The following is a 22068-nucleotide window of genomic DNA, read 5'->3' on the forward strand; positions in this document are numbered from 1 at the left end:
GTCAGGCTTGACCCCAATCATTTAACAGATGAGCCTTCAATTTCATGAGTATCGCACCGCCCGACGAAATCTTTCATTTGTCTTCTGCCTTGCCGAGCCAACTGAATAGAACAATAGGCAAATGGGAAATGAGCCTTATTCCAACCGAGCAAGAGGCGCGCATTCGGCAACATAAACTCTTTCACAGCCCCGAACTGCAGTGCAGTCGCCTTGAGTTCGACTCATCCGTCACCCTGGTCAGTTCTGTCCCTGCCGGATTCGTTACATTCGCCATCTCGCAGCCCCCGATTGGTCGCCCCGTCGTAAACAATCACAAACTACGGCCTGACGAAATCATCGTACTGCACAGCGATGAATCGGTGCATTACACTTGCGAGCCGAATGAAACGCTTTTCAGCATAACCACAACACTGGAAAACTATGACCGGTGCCGTCAACATCACGCTGTCATCGATATACTTGCAAACAGAACACAACACAGTTTCCAGGCTGAAAACTTTCAATTCATACAATCTGCCGTTCAAGCCATCAGCGCTTGCTGTGTCGACATCAACGACGCTGCTTCAGCACAACGCAGCGCAGCAGAGGGTTCAGCGATTGAAAGCGCAGTGCTAGCTTCTCTATTGAAGTCGTTGACACCCGCTGGCGGTTTCAGCCGCAAAGTCCCGACAAGAAGAAAGGTGGCGATAGAAGCCATACAGTACATCCATGAAAACACAAAAAAAACGCTCACTATAAAGTCGCTCGTAAGGCAACTTGATACCACCACGCGCACCCTGCATTTTGGCTTTATTGAAACGTTCGGGATGTCGCCAATCGCTTACATCAGAAACCTGAGACTCGCCAGTGCCCGCCGCGACCTGATTAATAAAACGTGGCCCACCGTGACAGAAACCGCAATGTTCTGGAACTTTCACCATCTGGGCCGGTTTTCCAAGGCGTATCAGATTGCTTACGGGGAGACTCCGTCAGAAACGGCCAGGCGCAACTCAGCCAAGCCCTGCAAATGATGATTAATAATTTCCTTTGATTAACCACAGAGCCCCACCATTGCTTATTTGCCCGCTCAAGGAGATAAGCATGCATCATCGAATAAACACACTGCCACTCAAGCAGAAAATCGCACTGTGCATTGCCGTCTATGCCAGCGGCATCTTATTGGCCTGGGTAATTGACTGGTACTGAGGACCTTTAATCCGCGACTACAGGGTGCAAAGTGAAATATTGATACCTCGGGGTTTTTCGATGATTGCCGCATATAAAGCGTTACCTGGAAGGCACGCAGTCACTGTATGCCTGATTGCTGCGACGTGCTGGGCCGCATGGCTCTGTGCCGGAGGACTGGCCGATCAATTCGTTGCACGGAAGTTGAATAACGTATATGCCGATCTGCGTGCTGCTCAAGTGGAGCCCAATGCGCAGATCGACAAAGTACTGGAAACCCTCGGCGATCTCGATCGTTCGGGCCAGGAATGCTCCGCCGAGCAATATTCACAACTGGCCGACCTGATTAAAAACCTGCGATTTGTCGATCAAGCGGCAATTCAGTTGCCCAATGGCAAGATCTGTTCCTCCCACGGACAAGAACTCCAGTCGATACTGGCCGATAACGAGAAGCGCAAGTTCTCCGTTGGAAAGCGAAGCTATTGGGTCGATTCTGGTCACGCAGTTTCTGCGGACACCGACTTCATCATTGTGTCGGAACAGTCAACCTACGTCTGGGCAAACAAGAAGATCCTGCTCGACAACTTGAAGTTTCCCGAAGACCTGCAACTGGACCTCATCGGCCCCGGCGGAGCAGCGCCCATTGCCTCCACGGGGCCTCAGCCGTTGAAGATGCGCAAGCCCTTCCACCTTGAAGAACTGGTTATCTCGGCAGACAAGGTCCTCATCGCCTTTGCGGGCAACCGAAATGAACTGATCTCGGTCATTTCTCTTCCGTTGAGCTACCTGACAGGTCTCAAATTCAAATTATTCATTGGCCTTACGTGCGTGTTCGCAGCACTGCTTTTGCTCGCAAGGTGTATTCAACGACATTACACCTCTACTGCCGTACGACTTCGCAATGCCCTGAAAGCCAGCACCCTGGGTGTTCACTACCAGCCTATCGTCAATTTGACGACGGGCTATCTGGTGGGCGCCGAATCACTTTCCCACTGGAACGACAACGGCGCCCAGGTGCCTGCGGATGTTTTCATCCCGGTGGCGGAGAAGTCTGGCTTGATCCGCCAACTTACGCGTTCGGTGATTCGACAAGTCGCGGAGGATTACAGCACCTACCTTTGGGCGTGCAAGGACTTCTACATTACGGTCAATCTTTGCGCCCAGGATATTCAGGACCCGAGCCTCCCAGACTATGTGGCCAGCGTGCTGGCAACCTACAACATGCCTGTGTCCGCCATGGCCTTTGAAATCACCGAAAGGACCCTGCTCGATCAGAAGCCTGCCGCCCTGCAATTGCGACGGCTTCGTGCGTGCGGACACCGCATTGCCGTGGACGACTTCGGCACCGGCAATTGCAACCTCTCGCTCCTGGATTCAGTGCCTTTCGACATTCTTAAAATAGACCGCTCGTTCATCGCAGACGGCAAGATCGCGGCCAAGGACGCCTTGTGGCGCCATATTGCCCGGTTGGCCAAGTCGCTGAGGCTCAAGGTCGTGGCCGAAGGTGTGGAGACTCAGGAGCAACTGCCGCATCTGGTTTCGGAGGGGGTTGTATTGGCGCAAGGCTGGTTGTTCTGCAAAGCGCTGCCTGTTCAAGCACTGGCAAGACGCTACTTTCAATGCCCGGCAAACATCCCGCCTTACGACGCCAAAATATCAATCAATGACTTCTATTAACCCCTCTCGGCCACTCAAATGCTCGCCGAACCCTAACACCAGACAAACCTGTACAAGGACTCCACCACACATGCGACTTCGAAACCTTGGCTTCGCTTCACTGCTATCGCTGCTGTCTTTTCAGGCGCTCGCCGATGACAAAGGTTTATATCTTGGAGCTGGCGTAAGCAGCATACAGACCGACGAATCCAGACTGGACGACGACGACACCAGCTACAAGGTTTATGCAGGGTATCGCGTCAATAGCTACCTGGCCTTCGAGGGGGCCTACGTCGACCTGGGTCAATTCAAGGACAAGAATGTCGATTTCGAAGGCAAATCGGCCCAGGCTGCCGCCCATGTCGGCTTTCCCCTGGGCGATCGGCTGCGGGTATTCGGCAGTGTCGGTGCTCACGCCTGGGACGCCGACGGCAATGCCACCGACGACGATACCGGGGTTGACCTGACCTACGGTGTCGGCCTGGAGGTCGATGTCTTTCGCAACGTCGGCCTGCGCGCTGAATACGAAGTGCTGGAGGTCGGCGAGATCGACCTGAACCAGACGACCGCATCCGCCTATATGCTTTTTTAACACCGCTACAACCGAGCGGCCTTGCCGGTCGCTCAACACTCGATCATGGTGCGAACGCCCTTTCAAGTGTAATCAGGATTCCTTCGATTCCTGCGCGGGGGCCGGGTACCACTTGTCCCTGGGCACCCATTTCTCCTGTTGCGGATCGCCCAGGTAGTGCGGCGACATGATCTGCACACCGTACTCATTGAACACATCCTGGATGTTGGCGTGCAGCATGCTCAGCAGCACGGCGCGCGGCCGGGGCTGACTGGGAATGGCCTGGGCTACCAGCCGGTATTCCGGGTAGAAGTCCGACAATGCCGTCTGGAACACTTGGGCCGGCGGTACTTCGAGTACCCCTGGCGTACGTTTTGCGGCCTCCAGCAGCATCGCCTCCACCTGCCGCCACGGCGTGTCGTAGCCGATGGTCACGACGGTGTCGACCACGTAGCCGGGGCCTTGTACCACCCGCGAGTAGTTCTTGGTGACGGTGCCGGTGATCATCGAGTTGGGCAGGGTCAGCACCTCGCCCAGGCCGGTGCGAATGCTGGTGGTGAACATGCCCAGTTCGGTCACCGTGCCTTCGTAGTCGCCAATGCGCACAAATTCGCCGGGACGCAGGGTTCGGGTGTAGGTCAGGATCAACCCCGCCGCCGCCTGGCCCACCACGCTGGTGGCGCCCAGGGAAATCATCAGGCCGATCAACACCGACAACCCTTTGAATGCATCGGTGCCGGCACCCGGCAGGTACGGATAGGCCATGGCCAGGGCRAACAGCCAGATCGCCAGGGACGTCAGGCGTTGGGTCGGTTGCAGGGTTTCATGGTTCAACCAGCTCAGGGTTCCCGGTACAGCCATGCGCCGCAGTATCCGCCGCATGAACGCGGTTGCGCCGCGGGCGATAAAGAAGATCGCCAGCGCCACGCCCAGCCCGGGTATGGCACCGACGATCCCCTGCAGCAGATAACCGCCGAGCTCCAGCAGATAGTTGTTAAGGCTTTCGCCCCAGGGACGGGTATAGGGAAAGCGTGACAGGACAAAGCCCAGCCATTCGTAGGTAAACAGCATCACGACGATCCAGCGCACCAGCGCCAGCAGGCGGCTGGCCAACGGATACAGGAAATTGGCGTCGACCAGAGGAACCCGTCCGACTTTCAGGGCCTGGGTGTGCCGATGCATCAGTTCGGGCAGTGTCTTCAGCACTCTGCGCCGCAGGTACGACATGCCGAACAGCAGCGCAATGTAAATGCCGGTGGCGAGCAGCGCGGCGACCACGGAGCGCAGGATCAATTGCAGGCTGCGGGCTTCCCGGGTTTCGGCCACGACCTGGCGCAGCTTGTCAGCCGCGGCTTCGGCGGCCTGCTGTACCGAGTCGTATTCGGTCTCGTCGAAGTCCTTGGGCGAAACGATAAAGGCACGCCGGCTTCCCAGCAGCACCATGTAGCTTTTCATGATCGGGTCGATGGTGACATTGAGGTCGTCCGTATCATCCAGCACCTCACCGATCACCGCTTTCGCCCGTTTGACCCGCGAGGCCGGGGCTTCACCGAGGAGGGTCGCGCGAAACACCATGATGCTGCGGTTGGCCACTTTCAATTCAACGGGAGCATCAACCACTTTCGGTGCATCCTCGGCCCACAGTTGCACCGACCAAAACATCCCGAAAACAGTAAACATTACAGCGAGCAGCCTGCTCCGCATGTGTCGGATCCTTACGTCACGAAATTCAGATCGAGGGTACGTATCGCAGCGTAGTTCACCGATGAACGGTTGTCAGATTAGAGCTACAGGCAGTTTCCTTACCCGTCTGTTTCCTTGAAACAGCGAGCTCAATCCCCGGAAATTGTGCTCGTGACCGGACCTGTGGGAGCGAGCTTGCTCGCTATGAGGGCGGCACATCAAACATCTATGCCGACTGATCCTGCGCCATCGCGAGCAAGCTCGCTCCCACAGTGTGTTCCGTACCTGGCTCAAGGGTTGACCTGATAACCCTTGCCCTGCAAACAACTGCTGTAGGCCGACGCGGTATTCGCCTGGGTGGTTTTCTCATCCGCCCGGCGTTCCTGACGCTGGCGCGAACCGCCGACCACGACGCCGGCGGCCGCGGTTTCCTTGGCGCGGTTCTGGCGGTATTCCTGTTGCACATCACTATCGACGCGGTCATAAGCCTCGTCGTGCCGATTGCCGCGCACCTGGGCAGCCGTCGCGCCGGCGGCAGCCCCCACAGCGGCACCCTTGACCCTCCCGCCGGAAGGCGTGGAAGTCGTCGAGGCACTCTGGCTGGCGGCGATGCTGTTGCATTCGTTGATGTCGGCCTGGGTTTGTTGCGAACTTTGCCCTTTCATCGGCACCACCGATTGCGCCCAAAGCGGGGCACTCAAAACCGACAAGGCAAGGCACAGGCTAAGCGATGAAAACCTTCTCATGATGACCTCCGACAGGCTTGCCACACGGGCAAGCCTTGGGGCGACTGGCGGATGGCAAGCGACGCCATGCGTCGCCCTGCCGATCGGATGGAGCAACTGAAAAGTGTAGTTCAACGGCCCCGCAGAGAAGGACTTCCGAACAAGCGGTTGGAGTTGTGCAGGAGCGAGCCTGTTCGCGATGGCGGAGGCTCAGTCAACATGGATGTTGAAGCTGATACCTTCATCGCGGGCCCCTCCCACAGGGGGTTGTGGTGTCAGTCAGGCATTGGTGGTCAGTGGATAGAGCTTGTCATCGAACTGCGCCAACTTCGGAAACACCAGCGGCTGGTCATCATTCAGGTGCTGCAGCCGCTGCCCGTAATCAATCAGAAATTGCTGGCGCGCCTCTTCACTGATGTACGGCACATGCCAGGCCACGAAGGGTTCCAGCACATCGAACCCGACGTAAGCCAGGGTGCCACGCAGGATCGGCCGCAGCATGTCCTCCAGCGGGCCATGAATCGCGCCTTCGCCGAACATGTGTTCGCGGCCGCCAAGGGTCACGGTCACCAGTGCCTTCTTCCCGGCCAATCCACCCTGATCGTAGAAACGCTTGCCGCCATAGCAGATGCCCGACACCAGCACCCGATCGATCCAGCCCTTGAGCATGGCCGGGGTGGAGAACCAGAAGATCGGGAAGTTGAGGATCAGCAGGTCGGCCCACAGCAGTTTGTCCAGTTCCGCCTGGATGTCCGGCGCCAGTGACTGGCTCTTCACGCCCAGGCGTTGCTCAAGGGCATAGACCAGGTACTCGGGGTTTTCCCGTGAGGAAAAGTCCGCGTCGCTGGCCACCGGGTTCCAGTTCATTTTGTACAGGTCGCTGACCTGCACTTCGTGGCCTTGGGCTTCGAGGGTGGTGACGGCCTGGTCACGCAGGGCGGCGGTAAAGGATTGCGGCTCCGGGTGGGCGTGGACGATCAGTACTTTCATGGTGATTCCTTAGACTTTTCCCAGCGTATCGATTGAAGGTGTGGAGCAGTGGGTGATGAACAGTTCGAGTCGCCAACCGTCACACCTGGATCGCCTTCACTTCGACGAACTCGTTCAGCCCCTCCTCACCCCATTCGCGACCGTTGCCCGACTGTTTGTAGCCACCGAACGGCGCCTGATAATTGAACGTTGCGCCATTGAGGAAGCACTGGCCTGCACGCAGTTGGCGACCCAAATGCAAGGCGCGCTCGGCACTGCCGGCCCAGACGCCGCTGGACAGGCCGAACGGCGAGTCGTTGGCGATCTGGATCGCTTGCGCCTCATCGTTGTAGGGAATCAGGCACAGCACCGGGCCGAAGATTTCTTCCTGGGCGATGCGCATGCGGTTGTCGACATCGGCGAACAGCGTCGGGCTGACATAGAAGCCGCGCCCCGGCATGTCACCGCCGCACAGCAGCCGTGCGCCTTCCTGTTGGCCGACCTTGATGTAGTCATGCACGGTGCGTTTTTGCCCGGCCGAACACATCGGACCGAGGAAGCTTTGCGGGTCAAGGGGATCGCCCATGCGCAGGTTCAGGGTTTCGGCCAGCGCCAGTTCGACGGCCTCGGCGTAGCGGCTGGCCGGCAGCAGCATGCGGGTCAGCGCGGTGCAGGTCTGGCCGGAGTTGATCATCACGTCCTGCACGCCGTAGCGCACGGCCGCTGCCAGATCCGCATCCTCGGCGATCAGCAGCGGCGACTTGCCGCCCAGCTCCAGGCACACGCGCTTGACTGAAGGTGCCGCCGCTTGCGCGACCCGTACCCCGGCGCCGGTGGAACCGGTGAACGACACCATATCCACGTCCGGGTGCTTGACCAGCGCTTCGCCGACTTTCGAGCCCGGGCCGCTGACCAGGTTGAACACCCCGGCCGGCAGGCCGATGTCCTCGATCATCTGCGCCAGCAGGAAGGCATGCAGCGGGGTTTCCTGGCTCGGTTTGACCACCACGGTGCAACCGGCGGCCAGGGCCGGGGCGAGTTTGCCGATCAACTGGTGCAGCGGGTAGTTCCACGGGTTGATGAACGCGCAGACACCCACCGCCTCGCGGATCACCAGCGAGTTGCCGACTTCGCGCACTTCGTCCATGAGATGAGCCAGTTCGACGTACTGCTCAAGGCCAGTGATCGGCCCATCGACCTGTACCGAGCGGCACCATTGCACCGGCATGCCCAGTTCCGTGGTGATGACCGCGGCCATCTCATCGGCGCGGGCACGCAATTGATCGACCAGTGCTCGGATGTAACCGGCACGTACGCTGGACGGTGTGCGCGACCATGAGTCGAAGGCCCGGCGCGCAGCCGCCACGGCGTTTTCGACATCAAGTTCATCACCGAGCGGAACACTGCCGCACACTTCTTCGGTGGCCGGGTTGATCACCTCGGCGATGCCCTGCCCAGAAGGTTTCTGCCAGCGACCATCAATAAACAACGCTTTGTGGTTAAGCATGTAGCTGAGCCTCCATCAGTTCTTGAGCACAACGGGCAATGCGTTGGCAGGCATCGCGCAGCGGTTCGGCACCGACCACCAGACCGAGGCGAATATGCCCCGCCGCGCTCGGACCAAAGGCCTCGCCAGCCAATACCGACACACCGTGACGATCCAGCAGACGGTCGGCAAACGCCTGGGCGCTGAGCCCGGTCTGGCGGATATCGAGCATCACGAACATCCCGCCATCGGGTTTCAATGCCTGCACGCCGGGGCAATCGACCAGGCTGTCGCACACCAGGTCGCGACGCTGGCGATAGGCTTCGCGCATGGCGTCCAGTTCCGGCAGGTTGCTTTCCAGGGCCACCACGGCAGCGTCCTGAATGAAATCCGGCGAGCCATAGAGCATGCACAACGCAAGGTTTTCCAGGTGTGCGGCCAGGGATGGCGGCGCCACCACCCAGCCGACGCGCCACCCGGTCATGGCGTGGGATTTCGACAGGCTGTTGAGGGTCGCGGTGCGCTCGGCCATGCCGGGCAGGCTCGCCGGGCTGATGTGCTCGCCTTCGAACAGCAGTTCGCTGTAGACCTCGTCGGAAATCAGCCACAGGTCGTGGGCGATGCACAGTTCAGCCAACGCGGCCCACGTGCTGCGCGGCAGACTCGCGCCGGACGGATTGTGCGGGCTGTTCAGTGCCAGCGCCCGGGTGCGCGCAGTGATGCGCGCGGCGACGTCTTCGGGCAGCACGCGAAAACCGTTTTCCGAGCGCACGGGCACCGGCACCACCACGGCGCCGCAAGCCCCGAACACCGCTTCGTAGGTGACGTACATCGGTTCGGCGACGATCACCTCGTCACCTGGATTGAGCACACATTGCGCCACGCTGAACAGCGCGCATTGCGCCCCGGCCAGCACGGTGACCTGATCCGCCGAAACGGACTGGCCGCTGCGCTGCTGATGACGCCTGGCAATGGCTTCACGCAGGGCACGCTTGCCACGCACCTCGGCGTAGTGAGTGTTGCCGCTCAGCAGGCTGTCGATGGCGCCCTGCACGATAGGCTGTGGCGTGTCGAAATCCGGATCGCCCACGGACAACAGCAGAATGTCTTCACCCTGTTCGCGCAGTGCCAGGGCGCGGTAGTGGATATCCCACGCGGCGGCACCGTCACCGGCGATACGTTGAGTCAGATCGGAAAAGCGCATGGCTTCATCCCCTTGAAATACAGATCAATGCGCACAGGCATGCTTGAGTTCGATCAAAGTCACGCCGTTACGCTTGAAGCCTTGGCGCAAGTCGGTCTGCAACTCGGCCAGGCTTTGCGGCTGAGTCACGGTGCAGCCGAAGGCACGAGCGAGGGCGGCGAAATCCGGGTTGCGTGGCAACACGCCGATGGGTTCGATATCCAGGCCGAGCATGTCGTCGCGGATTTGCCCCAGGGCGTCGTTGTTCCACAGCAGCACCACCAGCGGGCTGTCCAGTTCTTCAACAGCCGTGGCCAGCTCCTGGGCGGTGTAGAGGAAACCACCGTCGCCCACCAGCACCAGGCCCGGCCGTTGCGGTGCACCGAACTTGGCGCCGATGCCTGCCGGCAGGCCATAACCCAGGGTGCCGTAGCCGGTCGGGTGCAGCCAACTGCGGATCGCCAGGCTGTCGAAAGCGTAGTTGCCGGTGTAGGCCAGTTGGGTCATGTCGGTGCTGATGAACGCGTTGTCCGGCAGCTCTGCAGCAATGCGGTCAAGAATCGCTTGATGGATCGACTGCAACGGACCATGGCTGGCCTTGACCGCTTCACGCAGGGCGGCGACCGAGGCAATCGCTGCGCTGGCATCGCGCACATCAGACGGCAGACGCTCAAGCAATCCACTGAGGGTTTGTTGTGCATCGCCGTGCAAGGCAACCGCGCACGGATAAAAGTCGTTGAACTTGCGCGGGTCGATGTCCACTCGCAGCAGCTCGGCGTTGAGTGGCAGGCGCTCACGCCAGTAGTCGGTGTCGGCCATTTCGGTGCCGACCGCCAGCACTACGTCGGCCTCGGCGATCAGGTTCCAGCCCGGCTCCACGCACAGGGATGAACCGGCATTGAGCGGCGCATCCGGAGGCAGCAAGCCCTTTCCGGCGACGCTGGTAAACAGCGGCGCAGCGAGTCGGGTGCTGATATCTTGCAGCTGCGAAACGGCATTCAGCGCACCACCACCGGCGATGATCATCGGTCGCTTGGCAGCGTTGAGTCTGGCCACGGCTTGATCGATGGCGGTGGCGGATGCCGGGCCACGACCCGGACGATGCACCACCTCATTACTCCAGTCACGGGCAATCGGCGCCGACAGCACGTCCAGCGGCACCGAGATGTGCACCGGGCGCGGCCGCTCGCTGTCGAACACCGCATAAGCACGGGCGATCAGTTCCGGCAGGTCTTCGGCGGTCAGCGCCACTGCGGAGAACGCAGTGATCGGTGCGGTCATTGCCCGTTGATCCTGACACTCGTGCAGGCTACCCCAGCCCTTGCCCAGGCTGGCGCTGTGGTTGACGCTGGAAATCACCAGCATCGGAATCGAGTCGGCGTAGGCCTGGCCAATGCCGGTGGCGGCGTTGGTCACGCCGGGGCCGGTGATGACGAAGCACACGCCGGGTTTGCCGCTGACCCGGGCATAGCCGTCGGCCATGAAACTGGCGCCCTGCTCATGGCGGGTCAGCACGTGGCGAATGCCACTGCCGGGCAAGCCGCGATACAGCTCCAGGGTGTGTACGCCGGGGATGCCGAACACGGTATCGACGCCGTAGTTGGCCAACAGGCGCACCAGGGCCTGGCCACCGGTCAATGTTTTGCTTTGCATATTCATGTCCTCACTCCTGGCCGAGGCGAATCAACGCATCGACCGCAGTCGTGCCTTGGGCACCGACCAACAATGGGTTCACATCCAGTTCCAGCAGGTGTGCGGCATTCTCGCAGGCGTAGTCGGCCACTGCGCGGATCGCGCTCACCAAGGCGTCCAGGTCAGCAGACTCGCGACCACGGAAACCTTGCAGCAACGGCGCACTGCGCAGGCTGAGCAAGGCCTTGCGGATCGCACCGTCGGTGGTCGGCAGCAACAGACTGCGACTGTCCTTGAGCAACTCCACCAGAATGCCGCCCGCGCCAATCACCAAGGCCAGGCAAAAATCGTTTTCGCGTTTGATGCCGACGATCAGCTCAGCCAGTGGCGGCTTGGCCATGGGTTCCAGCAACAGTTGATCGAAGGGTACGCCCGGGGCGTAAGCGGCAATGCTGGTACGCATCTGCTCCAGTGCAGCGCTCAATGCCGCGCCGTCCTTGAGGTTCAGCGCCACGGCACCGGCCTCGGTCTTGTGTGGCAGCTGTGCGCTGACCGCTTTGAGTACCAGCGGATAGCCCAATGCTTCTGCATCCTTCAGGGCCTTGTCCGGGGTACTCAATACGCCGTTTGGCGTTGGCAGGCCAAAGGCTCTCAAGGCCTGTTTGGAGTCCCATTCATTGAGCAAACGCCCCTCACCTTCCAGCGCGTGCGGGCACAGCGGAACCAGTGCCGATTCGCCCAAAGCCAACAAGGCCTGGCGGTTGCGCTGATAACCGGCGATGCGCCCCCACGCGGCCAAGCCGTCTTCAACGCCTTGCAACGCCGCAACGCCTTGGGCGTGCAGACGCTCGCGGGCATGGGCCGGCAGTAGTTCGGGGAAGGCCGAGGTGACAAAACCGGTCTTGCCGTGACGTTTCAGTGCCGCGCAGTACAACTCCAGCAGCAGGTCGCATTCCTTGCGCTCGCCGGTGAACTCCGACGGGTAGTCGAGCACCAGCATCGCCGCATCGGCTTCGGTGCGCAGCGCGCTGTCGAGCATGCGGTTCAAGGCTTCGCCGTCACCCCAGATCGCCGTGGTGAAATCCAGCGGGTTGACCAGGTTGGCGTAGGTCGGCAGTACTTGCGCGAGTTCGCCGACCTGTCCTTGATCGAGTTTCGGCAAGCCCAGGTCATTGCGTTCGGCGTAGTCGGCAATCAGCCCGGCATCGCCACCGGAACAGGCCAGCGCAATCAGGCGGTTACCCGCCGGCAGGTTGCCGCAGGCTGCGGCTTTCAAGGTTTCGACAAAACTCACCGGGCCGCTGACGCGAATAACCCCGAGGCGGTCGAACAGTGCGTCGTACAGCGCATCGGAACCCGACAAAGAACTGGTGTGACTCAAGGCCAGTTCGGCGCCGATCTGCGACACGCCGGTTTTCAGGGCAATGATCGGGATGCCCTTCTCCAGTGCCTTGTGCGCGGCACGGGCAAAACCCGGCACATTCTTCAGGCCTTCGAGGTGCAGGCCGATGGCGGTGACACGCGGCTCGTCGAGCAACACGTCCATCAGTTCAGCGACACCCAGTTGCGCCTGATTGCCGACCGAGGCCATGTAGGCCACCGGCAGCGAACGGTCGCTCATGGACAGGTTGTAGGCGAAGTTACCGCTCTGGGTCAGCACCGCCACGCCCTTCTCCACCGCTTTGCCGCCATGGGCCACCGGCCACAGCGCGGAGCTGTGCAGGTAGTCGAGCAGGCCGTAGCAGTTGGGGCCGAGCAAGGCCATGTCGCCAGCGGCCTTGAGCAGTCGCTGTTGCAGGACCTGGCCTTCGGCGCCGGTCTCGGCGAAGCCTGAGGCGTAGCAGATCGCGCCGCCCGCGCCGATGGCGGCCAGTTCGGCGACGCAAGTCAGGGTCAGTTCGCGGTTGGTGGCGATGAACACGGCGTCCGGGCCGCAAGGCAGCTCGGCAACGCTGCGCACGCACGGCACACCTTCAAGGCTGTCGTGCTGCGGATTGACCAGCCACATTTGCCCTTGGTAGCCGCCCTCGGCACAGCGCTTGAGGGCGCGGGCCATGCTGCGGCCGCCGACGAACGCCACGTGTTGCGGCGCGAGCATGCGTTTGAGGTTGTCACGAATGGTTTGGGACATGGGAATTCTCCGGGCCGATCAGCGCAGCAGCGGCCGCAGCAGCTCGCGGGAAATGATGTGGCGCTGGATTTCCGAGGTGCCTTCCCAGATCCGTTCGATCCGCGCGTTGCGCCAGATGCGCTCCACCGGACCTTCGTCCATCAGGCCCATGCCGCCGAAGATCTGCACCGCTTCATCGGCGGTACGGCCGAGCACTTCACTGGCGAACAGCTTGGCCATGCCGGCCTCGCCATCGGTCATGGTGCCCTGGTCCATTTTCCAGGCGGTGTGCAGGGTCAGCAGTTCGGCGGCGCGGATTTGCGTGGCCATGTCGGCCAATTTGAACGACACGCCCTGGTAAGTACCGATCGGCTGGCCGAATTGCTTGCGGTCCGCCGCCCACTGCAAGGACACGTCCAGTGCGCGCTGGGCCTGACCGACGCAGTTGGCCGCGACCATCACCCGCCCGGCGGTCAGCCAGGCGTTGGCCACCTCCCAACCCTTGCCGACTTCGCCCAGCACTTTGCTGGCCGGTACGCGGCAGTCGTCGAAGAACATTTCGAAGGTGTGATAACCACGGTTGCTCACGCACTTCGGTCCACGGCGGATGGTCATGCCCGGGGTGTTGCGGTCGACCAGGAACGAGGTCACGGCGTTGCGCTTTTTGCCGTTGTGTTCGTAGGTGTCGGTCACGGCGAAGACGATGGCGAAATCGGCATGGCCGGCGTGGCTGATGAAGTGCTTGCTGCCGTTGAGAATGAAGTCATCGCCTTCACGCACGGCACGGGTCTTGATCGCATTGGCGTCGGAGCCGGCACCCGGTTCGGTCAGGGCGAAGCAGTCGATCTTTTCACCCTGGATGCACGGCAACAGGTAGTCGTTGATCTGGTCGCCGGTGCAGGCCATGAGGATTTTCGACGGCCGCGCGACAAACACGTGGAGCGCCCAGGACACCTTGGACAGCTCGCGCTCGATCAGCGCCTGGGACAGGTAATCGAGGCCACCGCCACCCACTTCTTCGGGCATGTTGAAGGCGTAGAAACCGGCAGCAATCGCCTTGCCGCGAATCTGTGCCGCCAGTTCCGGGGAGACCTCGTCGGCGCGGTCGACCTGCTCTTCATAGGGCAGCAGTTCCTTCTCGACGAAGCTGCGTACCGAGTCCACCAACATTTCTTGTTCTTGGGTCAGTTGGAAATTCATGGCGCTACCTGTTGTTCGTATTCTGGGAGATGTAGGGGGAATCAACGACCGATGAAGCGTGCCGGGCGTTTTTCCATGGCCGCGCGCAGGGCTTCGGTGCCGTCTTCGCTGCGACCGCAAAGCAGGCCGGCGGCGAGCTCGGCTTGCAGTTGTTCCGGCAGGCTGCGTTCGGCGCCTTCACGCATGAGTTTTTTGGTCTGGGCGAAGGCAAAGGTCGGGCCGCTGGCCAGGCGTGCAGCGAGTTCGCTGGTAACGGTCAGCAGTTGCTCGTCGGGGCAGACATCGCCGACCAGACCGGCGTCGAGGGCACGGTCAGCGCCCCACAGTTCATCGAGGAACAGCAGGCGCTTGGCCTGTTCGCTGCCGATCAGACGCGGCAGGTGCCAACTGGCGCCGGCATCCGGCGAGTAGGCCATGCTGGTGTAGCCGGCCTTGAAGCGTGCCGATTGCCCGGCGATGCGCAGGTCGCAGCACAGGGTCAGGTCCATCCCGGCGCCGACGGCGGTGCCATTGATGGCGGCGATGGTCGGTTTTTCCAGGCTGTGCAGGCGGGTCATCAAGGCGTGGGCGGTTTCGGTCCAGCCGTAGGTTTCCAGCGCGCCACGGGCTTCGGCGTCGGCCCATTCATCGAGGTCGGCGCCGGCGCAGAAGCTGCGGCCGCTGCCGGTGAGCACCACCACACGCACCGCTGGATCGGCGTTGTAAGCGTCGAGCAAGACGTGCAGGTTTTTCAGCGTCGGAATGTCCAGCGCATTGCGCTGGGCAGTGCGATTGAGGGTGATCCAGGCAACGCCTGCTTCGACCTGGCTGAGCAGCGACGATTGAGTGGTCATGGGAATCCTCGAGTTATTGTGATTGGTCTGAGGTGATGCGACTTGAGGCCATACTAAACGAGTGTTCAGTAAGGCGGCAATCGGCTTGGAAATTGGCTGTAACAAGCCAAAAAACTTCGCAACACATTGGTTTTATTGAATTATTTCAAGAATGGCGAGCAACGGCTGTTGGCGCTGTTACAACTTCGAACAACTACCTACGCCCAGCACAAAACAACTGTAGGAGCGAGCCTGCTCGCGATGAGGGAATCACATTCAACATTTCTGTTGACTGATCCACCGCTATCGCGAGCAGGCTCGCTCCTACAGGGGAAACGGTTATCTGGAGGTGTTATGCAGTCGGCAAGCTCGGCGCCAACACGCCCTGACGCTTGCGATGGATCAGGAAGTACGCGCCATAGCACAGCGCAATGAAGCCAAAGCCCCAATACAGCGACGGACGCTGGGTTTCATCCAGTGCCAGGAACACGAACAGCGAGCAGCACAGCGTGATGCACATCAGCGGCAATACCGGGAACCACGGCGCACGGTATTTCAGGTCGCTGAGTTTGCCGCCTTCACGCAAGTACGCCTTGCGGAACTTGTACTGCGCCAGCGCGATGACAATCCAGGTCACGGTGCCGGACATGCCGCTCACGGCCATCAGCACCATGAACAAGGTGTCGGCGGCGACGAAGCTGGTCATCAGCGACACCAGCGCGAAGCACAGGGTGATGCTCAAGGCGCGCAGCGGCACGCCACGCTTGCTCAATGGCGACAGGCTTTTCGGCGCCATGCCGGTTTTTGACATCGCCCACAGGATGCGCGTCGAGGCATACAGGCCGGAGTTGCCCACCGACAGGATCGCGGTGAGGATCACGAAGTTCATCAGGTCGGCGGCAAAGGGAATGCCGACCATGTCGAACACCTGCACGAACGGACTTTCCATCAAGCCTGCCTGCTGCCACGGCACGATGGCCGACAGCACGATAATCGCCAGCACGTAGAAAATCAGCACGCGGAACACCACGTTGCGCACGGCGCGGGGAATGCTCTTTTCCGGCTGATCGGTTTCACCTGCGGCCACGCCCATGATCTCGCAACCCTGGAACGCGTAGACCACGGTCATCATCACCGCGAACACCGCCGACAGGCCGTTGGGGAACAGCGTATCGCCGATCAGATTGGTCGCCATCGGTGCCGGTGCGCCACTGCTCAGGGGCATGACGCCGAAGATCACCAGCACGCCGACCACGATGAAACCGAGAATCGCCGCGACCTTGATCCCCGAAAACCAGTATTCCGCCTCACCGAAAGCGCGGGTGGCCATGGCATTGATACCGAACAGCACCACCACGAACAGCGCCGACCAGTACCAGATCGGCACCGTCGGGAACCAGCGGGTCATCAGCATGCCGGCGGCGGTGAACTCCAGGCCCACGGTGGTGGCCCAACTCATCCAGTACACCCAGCCGATCATGAACCCGGTGGCCGGGCCGATGTATTTGGTGGCGTGAGTCTGGAACGATCCGGACACCGGCATCTGCACCGACAGTTCGCCCAGGCAGACCATCACCAGGTACATCAGGAAACCCGCGACCAGGTAAGCCAGGATCGCCCCCACCGGGCCGCCCTGATTGATGGTCACGCCGGAGCCCATGAACAACCCGGTGCCGATGACGCCGCCCAAAGACAGCATGAAGATGTGCCGGCTCTTGAGGGCGCGGGTCAGCTGGATGCCTTTATGATCAGTGCTGCGATCAGTGTTTTCGTTCATGTCGGCACCTCAACAGTCAGTGAGGTGTACAGCGCGCGACGGGACGTCACGGCGCAGGGTGGGATCAGCTTTACGGCAATTCATTATTATTATCTCCAATAAGCTTCGAAGACCGCGCTGCGGCGGTTGCGTCGATTATTGGAAAGCCATGTAAGTTCGCGTTGACCGTAACGATCGAAGTTGTACAAAGTCGTAACAAACTTGTACGTCAGCTCTGCAACAGGCCTTTGAGGGTAGTCAGTGCCTGCTGCAATTGTTCATTCAACGCGGGGTTCATGTGGCGGATCGCCGACTCATCGTTGCCCAGGGCCAACGTCTCCAGCGCCCTGAGCGTCGCGGCCAGTGAGCGAAAGCCCAGAGAATCGCAACTGCCAGCCAGACGATGCGCCAGTTGCGCGATCTCTGTGCAGTCATCGGCGGCCATGGCTTCATTCAACGCATCGCGGTGTTGCAGAATCGAGTCGCGCAGTACCGACAGCAGGCCCTGGACCTTTTGCTCGCCGAGCAGGTTGCGATGGGTCTGCAACAACGGCCAGTCCATTGCCTCGTCGCTCAGCAGCGACTCGGCGACCGGCGCATGACCTTCCAGCACCTGGCGCAGGTTTTCCAGCTTCAAGGGCTTGGCCAGGACACCGTCCATGCCGGCCTCCAGATAACCGCGCACCAGCGCCGGCTGCACGCTGGCGGTCAGGGCGAAGATGCGGGTGTGGCGATTCGGCCCATCGCTGTTGCGGATCTGCCGGCATAACTCGACTCCGCTGATGCCCGGCAGATGCACGTCCAGCAACAGCAGGTCGAAAGCCCGCGCCGCGCAGTGTTGCAACGCCTGCTCTGCCTCTTCGGCCAGCCATACCCGGTGACCGTCCCGCTGCAGCAAACCCTTGGCCACTTCGCGGTTGAGCGCCACGTCTTCGACCACCAGGATGTTCAGTGCCGGCCCCGCCGCGCGAACCGGCGGGGCCTCAGCCACGCCGCTGGCCGGCTGCAAGGACAGCTCGAACCAGAAACAACTGCCGCGCCCCACTTCACTGTCCACGCCGATGCAGCCGCCCATCTGCTCCACCAGATGTTTGCAGATCGCCAACCCCAACCCGGTGCCACCAAAGCGCTGGGCGACTTCTTCGCTGGCCTGGGTGAAACGCTCGAAAATCTTCGCCTGCATCAAAGGGGCAATGCCGATGCCGTCGTCAGTGACACTGACCCGCAGCCGCTGCCCCGCCCGTTCGCCGGTTTCGCAGAGAAGCGCGACCTCGACGCTGACCTCGCCGCCTTCGGTGAACTTGATCGCGTTGGCCAGCAGGTTGCTCAGCACCTGGCGCAGGAATTGCTCGGCGCCGTGATGATGTTCGGCAATGCGCTGATCGATGCGGCAACTGAGGATCGTATCGTTGTTCAGCGCTCGCGGTTCCAACAGTGTCAGTACCTCATCGAGTAACTGGCGCAGCGAGAAATCCACCGGCTCGGGATGGCTGACGCCCTCCTCCAGCTTGGCGAAATACAGCACTTCATTGAGGATCGTCAGCAAGCCTTCACCGGCCTTGTGCAAGGCGTCCAGGCGTTTGCCGTCCCGGGCATCCAGACGCGCGCCGCGCAGCAGTTCGGCCATGCCGAGAATGCCATTGAGGGGCGTGCGCAGTTCGTGGCTCATGGTCGCCAGAAACCGCGACTTGGCGAGGTTGGCCGCTTCCGCCTCGTCTTTGGCGCGCATCAGGCTGGCGGTACGGCGCTCGACCATTTTCAGCAATTCATCGCGGTTGTCCTGCAAGGCCAGGCGATCGGTTTCCCGGCGCTCGATGTCCCGCAGGATCGCCCGGCGCATGTCGTCCAGCGCATGGGCCACGGTGTCGATTTCGTCGCTGCCGCGGCGCTTGTCCAGGTGCAGGGGTTCCTGCCATTCACCGGCGGCGATGCGCCGGGCAAACTCGGCCATGACTTTCAGGTGCCGGGTCACCAGTCGATAAAACAATCCTGACAGCGCCACGGCCAGACCGCAGAGAAACACCGCCATCCACAACAGGCTGGTCAAACCGGTGGCGTAGAGACGCTGGTACACCGCGCCCAGATCCGTGCTCACTTCCAGTTCGCCAAGGTTACGTAGCGGGCCGGACGGCGGCTGATAGTCCAGGGCAAAGCGCTCGATACGCAGCGGTCCCGCCGGGGTTGGATTGCCCTGTACCAGGTCGAAATCGGCGCTGGTCAAGTGCACCCGCGCGACGTCGGAGAAGTCCACCAGCCCGCGCAACTGCACGTTCAACTGCTCCTGGTTCAAATCCCAGAGGCTGCGTTCCAGGCTGGCCAGGTAGCCGGCGCGGATCAGCTCCATGCGCGAATCGATGTCGCGCATTTCCCGCCGATACTCGATGTACAGTTGCACGCTGCTGGCCAGCACGGTGAAGCACAGGCTGAACAACAGAATGAACAGCAACAGGCGCCGCAACAGTCCACCGGGGCGCGCGCGAATCATTGCGCATCTGCCGGCAGGTTGATCATGTCGCGGTAGGTCACTTCGCTCTCGTTGAGCCAGCGCTCGATGTCACCGGCATCGACCATGCGCTGCAACTGCGCATTGATCTCGGGCATGCGAGTGGCCAAGGGCGAGCGCCGCGACACAGCGACCCGCAGATAGTCCACGCTCAATGCCTTGGGCAAGGCAACGATGTCCTGGCCGCCGGGCAGGTTTTCCACGTACAACTGGCCGGTGCGTCGCTCCTGGGTGATGAAATCGATGCGCCCGCGAATCAGCTTGCCGAAGTTCTGGTGGCTGTCGGACACCCATTCGATATTGTTGTTGTGCGCAACCATGCGATCGAACTCCACACCGTAGCTCTCGCCGAACAACAGGCCGCCACGGTAATGGGCCAGATCGTCCAGTTGTTCGAATTTCACCGGGTGTTGGCGGTTGATGAACAGCGCCACTTCTTCACGCAATACCGGCACCGTCGAGAACAGCATGCTTTGCTCCCGTTGCGCGGTGCTGTAGGCCAGCACCACATCGACCCGGCCTTCGGCGGCGTCCAGCAGGCAGCGTTTCCAGTTGCCCAGCACGACTATCTCGACCTCGTAACCCAACTGGCCAAACAGGCTTTTCACCACGCTCGGCGCCAGGCCGCGCACCTGCTTGCCGTCGCTCCAGGAGATCGGCGGGTACACCGGGTAATCGCAATAGCGAACCTTGTCCGCCGCGACGGCATGGCCGGCCACCAGCATCGCCAGCAGGCAGAGCCATCGCGCCATCAGCTTCAGGCCGCCACGCAGGCAGTGAACAGGTAACCGGCGCCGTGAATGGTGATGATCAACTGCGGTTCGGCCGGGTCGTCGTGCAACTTGCGGCGCAGGCGCCCGACCAGCACGTCGATGGAGCGGTCGTTGGGCACCCATTCGCGGTTGCGGATCTGGTCCATCAACTGATCGCGGCTGAGGGTGTGGCCGCTGTTGCGCAGGAACACGCTGAGCAACTGGTATTCGCCGTGGGTCAGCAGGGTTTCGCTGCCCGACGCATCGATCAGGCGACGGCGGTCGGTGTCCAGTGACCAGTCGGCAAATTGCTTGACCGGCTTGGCCACCGCGACGGCAGGCGCAGGCGTTTGCGCATGACGTACCCGGCGAATCAGGTTTTTCGCCCGGGACACCAGCTCCCTTGGATTGAGGGGTTTGATCACGTAGTCATCGGCGCCGCATTCGAGGCCGACGATGCGGTCGATTTCGTCATTGCGCCCGGTGATCAGGATGATCCCGACCTCCGACCGCACCCGCAGCTCACGGGTCAGGGTCAGGCCGTCCTTGCCCGGCAGGCGGATGTCGAGCATTACCAGGTCGACACTCTGGCTGGCCAGGAAGGTTTCCGCCAGTTCCGCCGTGGCGGCGCAATGGACGTCGTAGCCTTCCTGGGACAGGTAGGCGTGCAACAGATCGCGAATCAGCGGATCGTCATCGACGATCAATACCCGAGGAGTCATCGCTTGGTGTCCGGCATAGGCCCGGGGGGCCAGTTTCTTATTAGAGTGTTTTCCTGCATCGGCGCCAGAGAGTATCGATTGCTGAACGACTGATCAACAGTCGCTCGTCTGCACGCAAAAGCGCTGGCGTCCGCCGGCCTGCAAACCATCGACCCAGGCCTCGCAAATCTGGATGCCCTGCTCCGGGGTGAAGGTACCCGGGTTCAGCCCGTACTCCAGCCACAAGCCGTCGAGCAAGGCGCTGAGGCTGATAGCCGCGAGGTCGGCGTCGAAGTTTTCCCAGCCCTCCTCCCGGGCCAGTTCCGCCAGCACCTTGCGCAGGATGCCGCGATACTCGCCATAGGAATGATCGTGGGCCTGGTTGATGGCCTCGGCGGTTTTCACCGCGCCCCAGAACGCCAGCCAGGCATCGATCAGTTGCGGATCGAGCAATTCGGCGGAAAACGAACCGCGGAAAAACGCCGACAAGCGCTCCCGGGCATTCGGAGCGGCTTGCTCCATCGCGTCGCGCAGCAGGGTCATCACTCGCCCGGTGATCGCCATGTAGGCCTCGGCCACCAGTTCGTCCTTGCCGGAATAGTGATGAYTGATCAGCCCCACCGAGACCCCGGCCTCAGCGGAAATCTTGCGGATCGACGCGCCCTGGAAACCATGACGCTTGAGGCACACCAGCGTCGCCTCGATCAGGTTGGCTTTGCGCAACTCCGGTTCCATGCGGGAAAAACGGGCTTCCTGATTCATCGGCGACACGCTCCTTGGTTGAATCGTTCAGGCCCACACGGGTTAGCGGCGGGCTGAACGACTGTACAGCAAGAGCGGGCCATTTCTCCAGTCAGTTGGCAGTCTGGTAGACCGTGGCGCGCCCATCGCGGGCAAGCCACGCTCCCACAGGATCTCGGTTGTTCGCGGRTYTTGCGTACACCCACTCCCACAGGGTTTGTGGGTGTACGCAAGATCTGCGAACAACCCAAACCACTGTGGGAGCGAGCTTGCTCGCGATGAGGTCAGTCCATACAACAGAGGATCTGGATCAGGCGCGGTAAGCCGGCGCAACTCGATTCAGCAGTCGCAACAACGCCGCCCAGGCCAGTTGCATGGCATCGGGATCGCTCAGTTCACCCTCCTCCCACGGACTCCCCGGATC

Annotated in this window: 17 protein-coding genes and 1 pseudogene; 3 read left to right on the forward strand and 15 right to left on the reverse strand. The window is 61.3% G+C overall.

All coding sequences use genetic code 11. From position 1 onward, the window contains the following. Positions 1-44 precede the first annotated feature (44 nt). From AC1DRN_RS16560 to AC1DRN_RS16570, 3 genes are all read left to right on the forward strand, one after another. The gene (locus AC1DRN_RS16560) at positions 45-1010 is read left to right on the forward strand and encodes a helix-turn-helix domain-containing protein (protein ID WP_223460705.1); all 966 of its coding nucleotides are present in this window, start codon (positions 45-47) and stop codon (positions 1008-1010) included. 235 nt (positions 1011-1245) lie between these two features. Beyond that, positions 1246-2841: an EAL domain-containing protein gene (locus tag AC1DRN_RS16565; protein WP_223460707.1), complete on the forward strand. Its 1596-nt coding sequence runs from the start codon at positions 1246-1248 to the stop codon at positions 2839-2841. A gap of 70 nt (positions 2842-2911) precedes the next feature. Next, entirely contained in the window at positions 2912-3412 is a 501-nt protein-coding gene (locus AC1DRN_RS16570) for an outer membrane beta-barrel protein (protein ID WP_223460709.1), read from the forward strand. A 72-nt stretch (positions 3413-3484) separates the two neighbouring features. On the opposite strand, the gene AC1DRN_RS16575 is transcribed toward AC1DRN_RS16570, so the two are convergent. The 15 genes and pseudogenes from AC1DRN_RS16575 to AC1DRN_RS16645 form a co-directional block, all read right to left on the reverse strand. Then, positions 3485-5095 carry a mechanosensitive ion channel family protein gene (locus tag AC1DRN_RS16575; RefSeq protein ID WP_223460711.1) on the reverse strand — a complete coding sequence of 537 codons (1611 nt, stop codon included), beginning with the start codon at positions 5093-5095 and terminating at the stop codon, positions 3485-3487. Between the two features lie 269 nt (positions 5096-5364). Further along, a complete protein-coding gene (locus tag AC1DRN_RS16580) occupies positions 5365-5820 on the reverse strand; it encodes a YMGG-like glycine zipper-containing protein (protein ID WP_223460714.1) in 456 nt (151 codons plus the stop codon). A gap of 258 nt (positions 5821-6078) precedes the next feature. Continuing rightward, positions 6079-6789 carry an NAD(P)H-dependent oxidoreductase gene (locus tag AC1DRN_RS16585; RefSeq protein ID WP_223460716.1) on the reverse strand — a complete coding sequence of 237 codons (711 nt, stop codon included), beginning with the start codon at positions 6787-6789 and terminating at the stop codon, positions 6079-6081. Positions 6790-6868: 79 nt separating this feature from the next. Then, entirely contained in the window at positions 6869-8275 is a 1407-nt protein-coding gene (locus AC1DRN_RS16590) for an aldehyde dehydrogenase family protein (RefSeq protein ID WP_223460718.1), read from the reverse strand. Next, entirely contained in the window at positions 8268-9458 is a 1191-nt protein-coding gene (locus tag AC1DRN_RS16595; protein ID WP_223460720.1) for a pyridoxal phosphate-dependent aminotransferase, read from the reverse strand. The genes AC1DRN_RS16590 and AC1DRN_RS16595 overlap by 8 nt, the downstream gene beginning before the upstream one ends. 24 nt (positions 9459-9482) lie before the next feature. Continuing rightward, positions 9483-11090 carry a 5-guanidino-2-oxopentanoate decarboxylase gene (locus tag AC1DRN_RS16600; RefSeq protein WP_223460815.1) on the reverse strand — a complete coding sequence of 536 codons (1608 nt, stop codon included), beginning with the start codon at positions 11088-11090 and terminating at the stop codon, positions 9483-9485. Between the two features lie 10 nt (positions 11091-11100). After that, positions 11101-13200, reverse strand: coding sequence for an acetate--CoA ligase family protein (locus AC1DRN_RS16605; protein ID WP_223460722.1), 2100 nt, complete (start codon positions 13198-13200; stop codon positions 11101-11103). Between the two features lie 18 nt (positions 13201-13218). Next, a complete protein-coding gene (locus AC1DRN_RS16610; protein WP_056725048.1) occupies positions 13219-14379 on the reverse strand; it encodes an acyl-CoA dehydrogenase family protein in 1161 nt (386 codons plus the stop codon). Positions 14380-14420: 41 nt separating this feature from the next. Continuing rightward, a complete protein-coding gene (locus AC1DRN_RS16615) occupies positions 14421-15212 on the reverse strand; it encodes an enoyl-CoA hydratase/isomerase family protein (protein ID WP_223460724.1) in 792 nt (263 codons plus the stop codon). A gap of 331 nt (positions 15213-15543) precedes the next feature. Continuing rightward, complete coding sequence (locus tag AC1DRN_RS16620; protein ID WP_223460726.1) at positions 15544-16968, reverse strand: amino acid permease; 1425 nt, start codon at positions 16966-16968, stop codon at positions 15544-15546. A gap of 208 nt (positions 16969-17176) precedes the next feature. After that, on the reverse strand, positions 17177-19432 hold the full coding sequence (locus tag AC1DRN_RS16625) for an ATP-binding protein (protein ID WP_223460729.1): 2256 nt from the start codon (positions 19430-19432) through the stop codon (positions 17177-17179). Then, positions 19429-20202, reverse strand: a complete 774-nt coding sequence (locus tag AC1DRN_RS16630) for a substrate-binding periplasmic protein (protein WP_223460731.1) — start codon at positions 20200-20202, stop codon at positions 19429-19431. The genes AC1DRN_RS16625 and AC1DRN_RS16630 overlap by 4 nt, the downstream gene beginning before the upstream one ends. A gap of 5 nt (positions 20203-20207) precedes the next feature. Next, positions 20208-20924, reverse strand: a complete 717-nt coding sequence (locus tag AC1DRN_RS16635) for a response regulator (protein WP_223460733.1) — start codon at positions 20922-20924, stop codon at positions 20208-20210. Positions 20925-21017: 93 nt separating this feature from the next. Then, complete coding sequence (locus AC1DRN_RS16640; RefSeq protein WP_477786750.1) at positions 21018-21665, reverse strand: TetR family transcriptional regulator C-terminal domain-containing protein; 648 nt, start codon at positions 21663-21665, stop codon at positions 21018-21020. A gap of 289 nt (positions 21666-21954) precedes the next feature. Then, a pseudogene (locus AC1DRN_RS16645) lies at positions 21955-22068 on the reverse strand (class II aldolase/adducin family protein); the annotation flags it as partial.

It is taken from the genome of Pseudomonas sp. P5_B3 (genome assembly GCF_056400405.1).

Coding starts and splice junctions, on each gene's coding strand:
- AC1DRN_RS16600 (WP_223460815.1), bottom strand. CDS start 11,090: ATGCAAAGCAAAACATTGACCGGTGGCCAGGCCCTGGTGCGCCTGTTG.
- AC1DRN_RS16610 (WP_056725048.1), bottom strand. CDS start 14,379: ATGAATTTCCAACTGACCCAAGAACAAGAAATGTTGGTGGACTCGGTA.
- AC1DRN_RS16580 (WP_223460714.1), bottom strand. CDS start 5,820: ATGAGAAGGTTTTCATCGCTTAGCCTGTGCCTTGCCTTGTCGGTTTTG.
- AC1DRN_RS16630 (WP_223460731.1), bottom strand. CDS start 20,202: ATGGCGCGATGGCTCTGCCTGCTGGCGATGCTGGTGGCCGGCCATGCC.
- AC1DRN_RS16570 (WP_223460709.1), top strand. CDS start 2,912: ATGCGACTTCGAAACCTTGGCTTCGCTTCACTGCTATCGCTGCTGTCT.
- AC1DRN_RS16615 (WP_223460724.1), bottom strand. CDS start 15,212: ATGACCACTCAATCGTCGCTGCTCAGCCAGGTCGAAGCAGGCGTTGCC.
- AC1DRN_RS16635 (WP_223460733.1), bottom strand. CDS start 20,924: ATGACTCCTCGGGTATTGATCGTCGATGACGATCCGCTGATTCGCGAT.
- AC1DRN_RS16560 (WP_223460705.1), top strand. CDS start 45: ATGAGTATCGCACCGCCCGACGAAATCTTTCATTTGTCTTCTGCCTTG.
- AC1DRN_RS16585 (WP_223460716.1), bottom strand. CDS start 6,789: ATGAAAGTACTGATCGTCCACGCCCACCCGGAGCCGCAATCCTTTACC.
- AC1DRN_RS16590 (WP_223460718.1), bottom strand. CDS start 8,275: ATGCTTAACCACAAAGCGTTGTTTATTGATGGTCGCTGGCAGAAACCT.
- AC1DRN_RS16620 (WP_223460726.1), bottom strand. CDS start 16,968: ATGAACGAAAACACTGATCGCAGCACTGATCATAAAGGCATCCAGCTG.
- AC1DRN_RS16595 (WP_223460720.1), bottom strand. CDS start 9,458: ATGCGCTTTTCCGATCTGACTCAACGTATCGCCGGTGACGGTGCCGCC.
- AC1DRN_RS16565 (WP_223460707.1), top strand. CDS start 1,246: ATGATTGCCGCATATAAAGCGTTACCTGGAAGGCACGCAGTCACTGTA.
- AC1DRN_RS16625 (WP_223460729.1), bottom strand. CDS start 19,432: ATGATTCGCGCGCGCCCCGGTGGACTGTTGCGGCGCCTGTTGCTGTTC.
- AC1DRN_RS16605 (WP_223460722.1), bottom strand. CDS start 13,200: ATGTCCCAAACCATTCGTGACAACCTCAAACGCATGCTCGCGCCGCAA.